Consider the following 12,515-nt stretch of genomic DNA (forward strand, 5'->3'; position numbering starts at 1 on the left):
CGATGAAGACGACCGACACCCCCGCCCGGAGGGGCGCGAAGAAGGACGGCGGCGCCCTCGACGTCTTCTCCCACGGCATCCTCGTCATCTGGGCGGTCATGGTGGTGCTGCCGCTGGTGTGGGCGGTGATGACGTCCTTCAAGGACGACGCGTCGATCTTCGGTTCGCCCTGGTCGCTGCCGGACACCCTGCACTTCGACAACTGGTCCAGGGCCTGGACCCACGCCCACATGGGCGACTACTTCCTCAACACCGTCCTGGTGGTGGGCGGCTCGCTCATCGGCACCCTGGTCCTGGGCTCGATGGCCGCCTACGTCCTGGCCCGGTTCGACTTCCCCGGCAACCGGTTCGTCTACTTCCTGTTCGTCGGCGGCATGAGCTTCCCGATCATGCTCGCGCTGGTCCCCCTGTTCTACGTGGTGGACAACATGGGGCTGCTGAACACCGTCCACGGGCTGATCCTGGTCTACATCGCCTACTCGCTGCCCTTCACGGTGTTCTTCCTGACCGCGTTCTTCCGCACCCTGCCGACCTCGGTGGCGGAGGCCGCGTTCGTCGACGGGGCCTCGCACACCCGGACGTTCTTCCAGGTCATGCTGCCGATGGCCAAGCCGGGGCTGATCAGCGTGGGGATCTTCAACTTCCTGGGGCAGTGGAACCAGTACATGCTGCCGACCGTGCTGAACACCGACCCGGACCAGCACGTCCTCACCCAGGGCCTGGTGCAGCTCGCGGTCAGCCAGGGGTACAAGGGCGACTGGTCGGGGCTGTTCGCGGGCCTGGTGATGGCGATGCTCCCGGTGCTGGCGGCGTACGTCCTCTTCCAGCGGCAGGTGGTGCGGGGGCTGACCGCCGGCGCCCTGAAGTGACCGCCGCGCGGAGGGCGCGGGCACCCGGATGCGGTTCAACCTCTTGACGGGAGGCGACCCGAACGGCTCAGCTTAGAGTTCACTAGTTGGACATGGACGGGGTCTCGTCGACGCGGCCCCGGCGCAGGAGGTCGTCGTGGAGACTCCGGGGTCGCAGTCGTCGCTGCACCGAGCCAACCTGGAGAGGGTCGTACGCGCCGTACGGCTGGCCGGGTCGCTCACGCAGGCGGAGATCGCGAGGACGACGGGGCTGTCCGCGGCGACCGTCTCCAACATCGTCCGGGAACTGAAGGACGGCGGGACCGTCGAGGTCACGCCCACCTCGGCGGGCGGCCGGCGGGCCCGCAGCGTCTCGCTGAGCGGCGACGCCGGGATCGTGATCGGGGTGGACTTCGGCCATACCCACCTGCGCGTGGCGGTCGGCAACCTCGCCCACCAGGTGCTGGCCGAGGAGTCCGAGCCGCTGGACGTGGACGCCTCCTCGGCACAGGGCTTCGACCGGGCGGAACAGCTGGTCAGCCGACTGATCGAGGCGACCGGCGTCGACCGGTCCAAGATCGCCGGCGTGGGCCTCGGCGTGCCGGGCCCGATCGACGTGGAATCCGGCACGCTGGGGTCCACCGCGATCCTGCCCGGCTGGGGCGGCACCCGGCCCGCCGAGGAGCTGCGGGGGCGGCTCGGCGTGCCCGTGCACGTGGACAACGACGCCAACCTCGGCGCCCTCGGCGAGCTGGTCTGGGGCAGCGGCCGGGGGGTGCGGGACCTGGCGTACATCAAGGTCGCCAGCGGTGTCGGCGCCGGGCTGGTGATCAACGGCAAGATCTACCGGGGGCCCGGCGGCACGGCGGGCGAGATCGGGCACATCACCCTCGACGAGGCCGGCCCGGTCTGCCGCTGCGGCAACCGCGGCTGCCTGGAGACCTTCACCGCCGCGCGGTACGTGCTGCCGCTGCTCGGATCGAGTCACGGCACCGGTCTGACGATGGAGGGCGTGGTGCGGATGGCCCGGGACGGCGACCCGGGCTGCCGCCGGGTCGTCGCCGACGTCGGCCGGCACATCGGCAGCGGAGTCGCCAACCTCTGCAACCTGCTCAACCCCAGCCGGGTCGTCCTCGGCGGCGACCTCGCCGAGGCCGGCGAGCTGGTCCTCGGCCCCATCCGGGAGTCCGTGGGCCGCTACGCCATCCCCAGCGCCGGACGCCAACTCTCCGTGCTCCCGGGGGCACTTGGCGGCCGTGCCGAGGTGCTCGGCGCGCTCGCCCTCGCCCTGAGCGAGATGGGTGATTCGACCCTGCTGGACGGCAGCGCGGCCGGCGGTCTGTCCGCCGCGACCCCCGTCTTCACTTAGAGAACGGATGGCACCGTTGCCATCTCGTTAAGGATTTACTTCTTGACGTCGCACGTGTGGCCGAGTTGACTTCCAGCCACCTCGGCCGCAACGACGCGGCCTCGTCAGGGAGGTTTCTGAAGTGAACACGCGTATGCGTCGTGCCGCCGTTGCCGTAGCCGCCACCGCGATGGCCGTCTCACTCGCCGCCTGTGGCAGCGCCAAGGAGTCCGGAGACAACGCCGACTCGTCGGACGACTCCGCCAAGAAGGGCGACGCCATCAAGGTCGGTCTGCTCCTTCCCGAGAACCAGACCGCGCGCTACGAGAAGTTCGACAAGCCCTTGATCGAGAAGAAGGTCAAGGAGCTGACGAACAACAAGGGCGAGGTCATCTACGCCAACGCCAAGCAGGACGCCAGCCAGCAGGCGCAGCAGGTCGACACGATGGTGACCAACAAGGTCGACGTGCTGATCGTGGACGCGGTCGACTCCAAGGCCATCGCCGGCTCGATCAAGAAGGCCAAGGACCAGGGCATCCCGGTCGTCGCCTACGACCGCCTGGCCGAGGGCCCGATCGACGCCTACACCTCGTTCGACAACGTGACCGTCGGCAAGACGCAGGGCGAGGCGCTCCTGGAGGCGCTGGGCGACCAGGCCAAGGACGGCCAGATCGTCATGATGAACGGCTCCTCCACCGACCCGAACGCCGCCCAGTTCAAGGAGGGCGCGCTCTCCGTCCTCAAGGGCAAGGTGAACATCGGCCGCTCCTACGACACCAAGGAGTGGAAGCCGGAGAACGCCAACGCCAACATGGAGGGCGCCATCTCCGCCCTGGGCAAGGACAAGATCATCGGCGTCTACTCCGCCAACGACGGCATGGCGGGCGGCATCATCACCGCCCTGAAGGCCGCCGGCATCGACGACATCCCGGTCACCGGCCAGGACGCCGAGCTCAACGGCGTGCAGCGCATCCTCACCGGCGAGCAGTACATGAGCGTCTACAAGTCCTACCCGCAGGAGGCGGCCACCGCGGGCGAGATGGCCGTCGCCCTCGCCAAGGGCGAGTCGCTCGACTCCCTCGCCACCAGCAAGTCCGACAGCGCCACCACCAAGGGCATCCCGACCGTCCTGGTCCCGGTCGTCTCCCTGACCAAGGACAACATCAAGGACACCGTGGTGAAGGAAGGCTTCTACACGGTGGACGAGATCTGCGCCGGCAAGTACGCCTCCGCCTGCTCCAAGGCCGGCCTCAGCTAAGCAGCCCCGCCCCTGAGCAGCCCCGTCTCCCGCGGCGCGTGACACGCGCCCGGGACCGGCTGCCCCAGCTCCTCCGGCGCCCCGCACCCATCAGCCCCGCAAGCTAGGCGGGGCGCCGGACGGACCACCCCCCAAACTTCTGCACAACCTCCCGCCGGGTCAGGCGGCGAAGGAGTTGGTTCACGTGTCCGCTACGCCCGTGCTGGCGTTGCGCGGGGTCTCCAAGCGGTTCGGTGCCGTCCAGGCGCTCACCGACGTAGAGCTTGAGGTCCACGCCGGTGAAGTGGTCGCCCTGGTGGGCGACAACGGCGCCGGAAAGTCCACGCTGGTCAAGACGATCGCCGGCGTGCATCCCATCGACGAAGGCGCCATCGAGTGGGACGGCAAGGCCGTCACCATCAACAAGCCGCACGACGCCCAGAACCTGGGCATCGCGACCGTCTACCAGGACCTCGCGCTGTGCGACAACATCGATGTCGTCGGCAACCTCTACCTGGGCCGGGAGATCCGCAAGCGCGGCGTCCTGGACGAGGTGGAGATGGAGCGCCGCAGCCGCGAGCTGCTGGACACGCTCTCCATCCGCATCCCCAGCGTCCGCATCCCGATCGCCTCCCTCTCCGGCGGTCAGCGCCAGGTCGTGGCGATCGCCCGCTCCATGCTCGGCGAGCCCAAGCTGGTCATCCTCGACGAGCCCACCGCCGCCCTCGGCGTCGAGCAGACCGCCCAGGTCCTCGACCTGGTCGAGCGGCTGCGCGAGCGCGGCCACGCCGTCATCCTCATCAGCCACAACATGGCCGATGTGAAGGCGGTCGCCGACAAGGTCGCCGTGCTGCGCCTCGGCCGCAACAACGGCATCTTCGAGGTCAAGTCGACCTCCCAGGAAGAGATCATCTCCGCCATCACCGGCGCCACGGACAACGCCGTGACCCGTCGTGCGGCGCGCACCAATGGGGAGATCCAGAAGTGAGCATCGACAAGACCTCCGCCGCCGCCACCGAGCCGGCGGAGAAGACCGCCGCCGCGGCGGTCCCCGCGGTCGACCCCCGCCTGCTGGTGCGCGAACAGGGCTTCGCGGGCTACTGGAGCGAGTTCAAGCGCAAGATGAAGGCCGGCGACCTCGGGTCCCTCCCGGTCGTCGTGGGCCTGCTGGTCATCTGGGCCATCTTCACCAGCCTGAACTCCAACTTCCTCACCGCCGGCAACTTCTCCGACATGTCGGTCGCCATGGTCGGCACCGGCCTGATCGCCGTCGGCATCGTCTTCGTCCTGCTGCTCGGCGAGATCGACCTGTCGGTCGGCTCGGTCAGCGGTGTCGCGGGCGCCACCTTCGCGGTGCTGAACATCACGCACGGGATGAACGAGATCCTGGCCCTGGTGCTGGCGGTCCTCACCGGCACGGTGGCGGGCGCCATCCACGGCTTCGTCTTCGCCCGCATCGGCGTCCCGGCCTTCGCCGTCACCCTGGCCGGCCTGCTGTTCTGGCAGGGCTTCATGCTCCGGATACTCGGCGACAACGGCACCATCAACCTGGACGCCGACGGCATCGTCGTCAACCTGACCAGCTACTACTTCAGCGACGTGGCCGCCGCCTACGGCCTGGCGGTCGTCGTGACCGCGGGCTACTTCCTCTCCGCGTACTTCGGCAACCGCCGCCGCGAGGCCGCCGGGGTGCCCTCCCGGCCGCTGAGCGAGATCATCGTCCGTACGGTGCTGCTGGCGGTCCTCGCCTTCGTCGTGGCGTTCGTCTTCAACCAGTACAAGGGCCTGCCGCTGGCCGTGGTGATCTTCCTGGCGTTCTTGCTGCTCACCGACTTCGTGCTGCGCCGCACCGCCTACGGCCGCAAGGTCTTCGCGCTCGGCGGCAGTGTCGAGGCGTCCCGCCGGGCCGGCATCAACGTGGAGCTGGTGCGGATCTCGGTCTTCGCGATCGCCGGCACCTTCGCCGCGATCGGCGGCCTGTTCGTCGCGTCGAAGATCGCCTCCGCCAACCAGGGCGCGGGCACCGGTGAGTTCCTGATGAACGTCATCGCCGCGGCCGTCATCGGCGGCACCTCCCTCTTCGGCGGCCGGGGCCGCACCTGGGACGCGCTGCTCGGTGTGATGGTCATCGTCTCCATCCAGTACGGCCTGGCCCTGGAGGGCATCGCCTCCCCGGTCCAGTACATGATCACGGGTGGCGTGCTGCTGGCCACGGTCGTCATCGACGCGGTCACCCGCAAGACCCAGAAGACGGCCGGCCGCGCCTAGCGTCACCGCCGCTTCTGAACGGACCTGTGCCCGGTACCAACGGCGGTACCGGGCACAGCCGTGTCACAGCTCCTGCCATAGCCGGGGCCCGTGGTGGGTACAGCCGAACGCGTGACGTACGACGCACCGCCCGGACACCGACCACCGGAGCGGAACATTAGACTCGACAGGCCCGGCAACAGCTCTACTGCAAGGAGGCACGGGTGCCGCTGCTGACCCGCATCACGGGACCGCGCGATCTGGACCGGCTCAGCCTGGAGGAGCTGGACCAGCTGGCCCAGGAGATCCGGACCTTCCTCGTCGAGGCCGTGTCCAAGACCGGCGGCCACCTCGGCCCGAACCTCGGCGTGGTGGAGCTCACCATCGCCCTGCACCGCGTCTTCGACTCACCGAAGGACAAGGTGCTCTTCGACACCGGCCACCAGTCCTACGTGCACAAGCTGCTCACCGGCCGGCAGGACTTCTCCAAGCTGAAGATGAAGGGCGGCCTGTCCGGCTACCCCGCGCAGGCCGAGTCCGAGCACGACGTCATCGAGAACAGCCACGCCTCCACCGTGCTGGGCTGGGCCGACGGCATCGCCAAGGCCAACGAGATCCTGCAACAGGACCGGCACGTCGCCGCCGTCATCGGCGACGGCGCGCTCACCGGCGGCATGGCCTGGGAGGCGCTGAACAACATCGCCGCCGCCAAGGACCGCCCCCTGGTCATCGTCGTCAATGACAACGAGCGCTCCTACGCCCCCACCATCGGCGGCCTCGCCAACCACCTGGCGACCCTGCGCACCACCGACGGCTACGAGCGCTTCCTGGCCCGCGGCAAGGACCTCCTGGAGCGCACCCCGGTCGTCGGCCGCCCGCTCTACGACACCCTGCACGGCGCCAAGAAGGGCCTGAAGGACTTCATCGCCCCGCAGGGCATGTTCGAGGACCTCGGCCTGAAGTACGTCGGCCCGATCGACGGCCACGACATCGAGGCCCTGGAGTCCGCGCTGACCCGGGCCAAGCGGTTCGGCGGCCCGGTCATCGTGCACTGCCTCACCGAGAAGGGCCGCGGCTACCAGCCCGCCCTGGCGGACGAGGCCGACCGCTTCCACGCCGTCGGCAAGATCCACCCCGACACCGGCCTGCCGATCTCCACCTCCGGCGCCGACTGGACCTCCGTCTTCGGCGAGGAGATGGTCAAGCTCGGCACCGAGCGCGAGGACATCGTCGCCATCACCGCCGCGATGCTCCAGCCGGTCGGCCTCGACAAGTTCGCCAAGCGCTTCCCCGAACGCGTGTACGACGTCGGTATCGCGGAGCAGCACGGCGCCGTCTCCGCGGCCGGCCTCGCCCACGGCGGTCTGCACCCGGTCTTCGCCGTCTACGCCACCTTCCTCAACCGCGCCTTCGACCAGGTCCTGATGGACGTGGCCCTGCACAAGTGCGGTGTGACCTTCGTCCTGGACCGGGCCGGTATCACCGGCACCGACGGCGCCTCCCACAACGGCATGTGGGACATGTCGATCCTCCAGGTCGTTCCCGGCCTCAGGCTCGCCGCCCCGCGCGACGCCGACCAGGTCCGCGCCCAGCTCCGCGAGGCCGTCGCCGTCGACGACGCGCCGACCGTGGTCCGCTTCTCCAAGGGCGCCGTCGGCCCCGCCGTGCCGGCCGTCGGCCGCGTCGGCGGCATGGACGTCCTGCGCGAGCCCGGCAGCGAGCGCCCCGACGTCCTCCTGGTCTCCGTCGGCGCCCTCGCCCCGATGTGCCTGGAGATCGCGGACCTGCTGGACAAGCAGGGCATCACCACCACCGTCGTCGACCCGCGCTGGGTCAAGCCGGTGGACGAGGCGATGGCCCCGCTGGCCGAGCGGCACCGCGTCGTCGTCACCGTCGAGGACAACTCCCGCGTCGGCGGGGTCGGCTCCGCCGTCGCCCAGGCCCTGCGCGACGCGGGCGTCGACGTACCGCTGCGGGACTTCGGCATCCCGCCGCGCTTCCTCGACCACGCCTCCCGCGCCGAGGTGCTCGCCGAGATCGGGCTGACCGCCCCGGACATCGCCCGCCAGGTCACCGGACTGGTCGCCAAGCTGGACGGCCGGTACGAGCGGGCCGGCGCCGAAGCGGTGGAGGCCACCCGCGACTGACGCGCGACGGCTCCGACGGGCCGGTCCCGCCACCCGATGCGGTGGCGGGACCGGCCCGTCCGCGTGGATCCACGCCCGCCGGGGCATACGTACCGCGCCCCCTTCGATCATGCCGAGGGCGACCAGCGTGGGAGGTCCCGTGAGCAGCACCCTCTTCCGGACGAAGAAGATCGAGCAGTCCATCCAGGACACCGAGGAACCCGAGCACGCCCTCAAGAAATCCCTGTCCGCGCTCGATCTGACCGTCTTCGGCGTCGGCGTCGTCATCGGCACCGGCATCTTCGTGCTGACCGGCACGGTCGCCAAGAACAACGCGGGACCCGCCACCGCCCTCGCCTTCGTCGTCGCCGGCGTGGTCTGCGCGCTGGCCGCCCTGTGCTACGCCGAGTTCGCCTCCACGGTCCCGGTGGCCGGGTCGGCGTACACCTTCTCCTACGCCTCGCTGGGCGAGCTGCCGGCCTGGATCATCGGCTGGGACCTGGTCCTGGAGTTCGCGCTCGGCACGGCGGTGGTGGCCGTCGGCTGGTCGGGGTACATCCGCTCGCTGCTGGACAACGCGGGCTGGCAGTTCCCGGACTACCTCGGCGGCCGGGACGGCGCCGACGGCTTCGGCTTCGACATCCTCTCCGCCGCCCTCGTCCTCGTACTGACCGCCATCCTCGTCCTCGGCATGAAGCTCTCGGCCCGGATCACCTCGGTCGTCGTCGCCATCAAGGTGGCGGTCGTCCTCATCGTCATCATCGCCGGGGCCTTCTTCGTCAAGGGCGCCAACTACGACCCGTTCATCCCCAAGTCGCAGGAGGTCGAGGCGGGCGGCGGACTGCACTCGCCCCTGATCCAGCTGCTGTTCGGGTGGGCGCCCGCCAACTTCGGCGTGATGGGCATCTTCACCGCCGCCTCCATCGTCTTCTTCGCCTTCATCGGCTTCGACATCGTCGCCACGGCCGCCGAGGAGACCAAGAACCCGCAGCGCGACATGCCCCGCGGCATCCTCGGCTCCCTGTTCATCTGCACGATCCTGTACGTCGCCGTGTCCGTCGTGGTCACCGGCATGCAGCACTACAGCGAGCTGTCGGTGGACGCCCCGCTCGCCGACGCCTTCAAGGCCACGGGGCACCCCTTCTTCGCCGGCGTCATCAGCTTCGGCGCGGCGGTCGGCCTGACCACCGTCTGCATGATCCTGCTGCTCGGCCAGACCCGGGTCTTCTTCGCCATGAGCCGCGACGGACTGCTGCCCCGCTTCTTCTCCCGGGTCCACCCCAAGTTCAAGACTCCCTACCGCCCGACGATCCTGCTCGGCGTCGTCATCGCGATCGTCGCCGGCTTCACCTCCCTGAGCGAACTCGCCGAGCTGGTCAACATCGGCACCCTCTTCGCCTTCGTGATCGTCGCCTTCAGCGTGATCATCCTGCGCCGCACCCGCCCCGACCTGCCCCGCGCCTTCCGCACCCCGCTGGTGCCCGTCCTGCCGATCGTCTCCGTGGCGGCCTCGCTGTGGCTGATGCTCAACCTGCCCGCCGAGACCTGGCTGCGGTTCGGGATCTGGATGGCGATCGGCATCGTCGTCTACTTCCTCTACGGCCGCGGTCACAGCCGGCTGGGCCGCGGCGAGACGGAGAGCGGCAACAGCCGGTGACCGCGCGGGGCCGCTAACGTGCGGGTGTGCCGCTCTCCCCGTCACCCTCCGTGTCCGCACCGCGGGCGCGGAGCGGCTACTGGACCCGCCTGCTGCCCCTGCTCGCGCTGCTGGTCTGCCTCACCCGCCTCCCGTCCTTCGCCCGCCCGCTGTGGAACCCCGACGAGGGCTATCTCGCCGTACAGGCCCGCCTGCTCGCGGACGGCGGCCGGCTCTACGAGACGGTGGTCGACCGCAAGCCGCCGCTGGTGCCGTGGCTGTACGAGGGCGCGTTCGCGCTGGCCGGCTCGGAGTCGCTGACGCCGGTACGCGTCCTGGCCGTCCTCGCCCAGCTCACCACGGCCGTCCTCCTCGCCTCGCTGGCCCGCCGCCGCTGGGGCGACGGGTCCGGGCGTACCGCCGGGGTGCTGTACCTGCTGGTCTCCGTCGGGCTCAACCCCGAGGACGCCCAGGCCGCCACGTTCGAGGTGTTCATACTGCCGGGCACCGCCGCCGCCCTGTGGTGCGCCGACCGCCGCCGCTGGGGTGCCGCCGGGGCCGCCGTCGCCGGTGCCTTCCTGGCCAAGCAGACCGGCGCGGCGGTCCTGCTGCCGGTGCTGTGGCTCAGCGGACCACGGCGCGGCCCCCTGCTGCGGCTGGCGGCGGGCGCCGCACCTCCCGTCCTGGGCGCCGCCCTCGCCACCGACCCGTCCGGCTTCCTCTTCTGGACGGTCACCGGCTCCGGCTCCTACGCGTCGTTCTCCGGCTCCTGGACGCATGTCCTGGGCCGCGCCCTGGGCAACGCGGCCGTCCTCGCCGTCGGCTGCGCCGCGCTGCTGCCACCGCTGGCCCGCCGGGCGCCGGGCCGCGCCGGCCTGTGGGTGTGGCTCGCCGCGTCGGCCGGGGCGGTCGCCACCGGCCTGCACTTCTTCGGCCACTACTACCTCCAGCTGCTGCCGCCGCTGACCCTGCTGGCGACCGCCGCGCTGCGCACCCAGCCCCCCGAGCGCACCGCCCGCGCGGTCCTCGTCGCGGCCTGCTGCTGCGCGCTGTTCCTCGGCTGGGGCCTGTCCGCCCCGCGCGCCGAACTGGACCACGCGCGGCGGCTGGCCGACGCCGCCGCCCGCGCCACCGGTCCCGGCGAGCGCGTACTCGTGTGGGGCATACACCCGGAGACGTACTGGCTCGCCGACCGCACCCCCGCCACCCGCTACCTCACCGCCGGTCTGCTCACCAACCACAGCGGCGGCCGCTCCGGCGCCCGGGTCGGCGAACGGCAGGCCGTCGCGGGCGCCTGGGACGTCTTCCGGCGCGAGACCGCGGCCCGCCCACCGGCGCTGATCGTCGACGACTCGCGCGGCGCCCCGTACGCCCCGGAACACCTGCCGACCCTGCGCCGGCTCCTCGCGGCCCGCTACGAGGAGGCGGGGACGGTCGACGGGGCGGTGCTGTACGTCAGGACGCGGCGCCGCTGAGCCGGGCCGCGGGGCGGCACACGCCTCCGGCCCCGCTGACCGGCCGTCGGGCGGTTCAGCCCCGCGGCCGCACCGTCCGGGGCCCCGCCACCTCCGCCCCCGACTCCGTGACCCTGCGCCGCAGTCCCCGGTCGGCGGTCACCACCAGCACGGCCCGCCCGCCGGCCCGCCCGACCAGGTCGACCATGTGGTCGTCGCCGCTGCCGGGCGCGTCCTCCACCCGTACGCCGGGCACGGACGCCACCCCGCGGGCCGCGCCCTCGACGACCAGCACGATCTCCACGGGTCCGGCGTGCCCCGGCACCCCGTCCGCCGCCAGCCGGTCCCGCAGCCGCTCGGCGGCGCCGCGCCGGTCCCGCCACCAGCCGTCGGGCACCGACCCGACCACGTTGGCGGCGTCGACGATCACGAGCAGCGGGGCGCAGTCCTCCATACCGTCAGGGTCCCACGGCCGGGCCGGCCCGATCCCACCCGGCCGGTACCGACCGGGCCGCGCCGCTTAGAGTGAACCGGGTGAACGGCGACTGGCTCCTACGCGGCCGCGACGGCCGCCTCTGCGTCTATCTGCCGTCGGGCGACGCGATCCTGTGCCGTGCCGAGCTGGGGCCCGACGGCCCCTGGGAGGCCCCCCGCCGGATCGGCGGCGACCAGAAGCTGCGCCCCGGCCTCGCGGTCGGCGTCGGCGCCGACGGGTACGCCCATCTGGTCGCCTGGCGGCCCACCGGCCGGGGGCAGTCCGGGCTGGTGCACTCCACGCACTTCCGGCCCCGGCTCGCCCCGCTGGACTGGAGCCCGGTCGGCCACCCCGACAAGAAGGGCGCCCGCACCGGGACGCCCGCCGTGGCCGTCGACGCGCAGGGCCGCGCCCATGTCTTCGTCCGGAACGCGGGCGGCGGGATGAGTGTGCTGGCGCAGAAGGAGAAGGGCGGCTGGGAGCCCTGGCAGGACCTCGGGGGAGCGGACGCCCAGGAGGAACCCGCCGCCGTCACGGGGGAGTCCGGCCTCGTCGAGCTGTACGCCGCCGCCGACGGCGTACTGCTGCACTGGCGGCAGGAGAAGCCCGGCGCGCGGCCAATCCTCGACGCGCGGACCGAGGCGACCGTGCGCCCCGGCACGCTCCGGGCGCTGGCCACCTCCGCCGAGCACACCACCGTGTTCTTCACCGACGGTTTTGGAACCCTGTGCGCCTGGCGCCCCGGCGGCGTGCCCGTCCCGCTGGTCGCCGCCGCGGGGCCCGGCCCGGCCGCCGCCGTGCGCTGCGTCATCGAGGGACACGACTGCACGCTGCTGGGACAGCGGTCGGCCGACGGCCGGGTGGCCTTCGCGGCCTATCCGACCGAGCAGGAGGCGGCGGGCGCCTGGTGGACCGGGTCCGGCCCCGCGCTCACCGACGACACGGAACTGGCCCTCGCCGTGGACGAGACGGACCGGGTGGTGGCGGCGACCCTCTCCCCGTCGACCGGCCGCCTCCTGCTGTCCCGCCGCAAGGACGAACCGGGCCTGGCGCTGCGGGCCTGGCAGGAGGTCTGAGCGAGGACCCCGACCGGGGCCGAAGGGAAAAAGAGGGGGCGGGCCGTGTTCGGCCCGCCCCCTCTTGG

The 12,515-nt window shown here is 71.6% G+C and carries 10 protein-coding genes; 9 read left to right on the top strand and 1 reads right to left on the bottom strand.

The annotated features are described in order from the left end of the window. Window positions 1–2: 2 nt before the first annotated feature. The 8 genes from ACZ3IG_RS14990 (at window position 3) to ACZ3IG_RS15025 (ending at window position 10,917) form a co-directional block, all read left to right on the top strand. Window positions 3–869, top strand: a complete 867-nt coding sequence (locus ACZ3IG_RS14990) for a carbohydrate ABC transporter permease (RefSeq protein WP_467432124.1) — start codon at window positions 3–5, stop codon at window positions 867–869. Window positions 870–1,005: 136 nt separating this feature from the next. Continuing rightward, entirely contained in the window at window positions 1,006–2,217 is a 1,212-nt protein-coding gene (locus tag ACZ3IG_RS14995) for an ROK family transcriptional regulator (RefSeq protein WP_467432126.1), read from the top strand. A gap of 133 nt (window positions 2,218–2,350) precedes the next feature. After that, a complete protein-coding gene (locus ACZ3IG_RS15000) occupies window positions 2,351–3,454 on the top strand; it encodes an ABC transporter substrate-binding protein (protein ID WP_467432463.1) in 1,104 nt (367 codons plus the stop codon). A 175-nt stretch (window positions 3,455–3,629) separates the two neighbouring features. Continuing rightward, on the top strand, window positions 3,630–4,421 hold the full coding sequence (locus ACZ3IG_RS15005; RefSeq protein ID WP_215171171.1) for an ATP-binding cassette domain-containing protein: 792 nt from the start codon (window positions 3,630–3,632) through the stop codon (window positions 4,419–4,421). Beyond that, on the top strand, window positions 4,418–5,701 hold the full coding sequence (locus tag ACZ3IG_RS15010) for a sugar ABC transporter permease (RefSeq protein ID WP_467432129.1): 1,284 nt from the start codon (window positions 4,418–4,420) through the stop codon (window positions 5,699–5,701). The genes ACZ3IG_RS15005 and ACZ3IG_RS15010 overlap by 4 nt, the downstream gene beginning before the upstream one ends. Window positions 5,702–5,904: 203 nt before the next feature. Beyond that, window positions 5,905–7,827: a 1-deoxy-D-xylulose-5-phosphate synthase gene (dxs, locus tag ACZ3IG_RS15015; RefSeq protein WP_467432132.1), complete on the top strand. Its 1,923-nt coding sequence runs from the start codon at window positions 5,905–5,907 to the stop codon at window positions 7,825–7,827. Between the two features lie 139 nt (window positions 7,828–7,966). Next, the gene (locus ACZ3IG_RS15020) at window positions 7,967–9,463 is read left to right on the top strand and encodes an amino acid permease (protein WP_467432134.1); all 1,497 of its coding nucleotides are present in this window, start codon (window positions 7,967–7,969) and stop codon (window positions 9,461–9,463) included. A gap of 26 nt (window positions 9,464–9,489) precedes the next feature. Next, the gene (locus ACZ3IG_RS15025; RefSeq protein WP_467432135.1) at window positions 9,490–10,917 is read left to right on the top strand and encodes an ArnT family glycosyltransferase; all 1,428 of its coding nucleotides are present in this window, start codon (window positions 9,490–9,492) and stop codon (window positions 10,915–10,917) included. Between the two features lie 55 nt (window positions 10,918–10,972). On the opposite strand, the gene ACZ3IG_RS15030 is transcribed toward ACZ3IG_RS15025, so the two are convergent. Further along, window positions 10,973–11,350, bottom strand: coding sequence for an NTP pyrophosphohydrolase (locus ACZ3IG_RS15030; RefSeq protein WP_467432137.1), 378 nt, complete (start codon window positions 11,348–11,350; stop codon window positions 10,973–10,975). Between the two features lie 80 nt (window positions 11,351–11,430). Between ACZ3IG_RS15030 and ACZ3IG_RS15035 the strand changes: the two genes are divergently transcribed. Next, window positions 11,431–12,447 (top strand): DUF8189 domain-containing protein, encoded by a 1,017-nt coding sequence (locus tag ACZ3IG_RS15035; protein ID WP_467432140.1) that lies wholly within the window; start codon window positions 11,431–11,433, stop codon window positions 12,445–12,447. The last annotated feature ends 68 nt before the right edge of the window (window positions 12,448–12,515 follow it).

The organism is Streptomyces sp. NPDC016677, assembly GCF_055562815.1.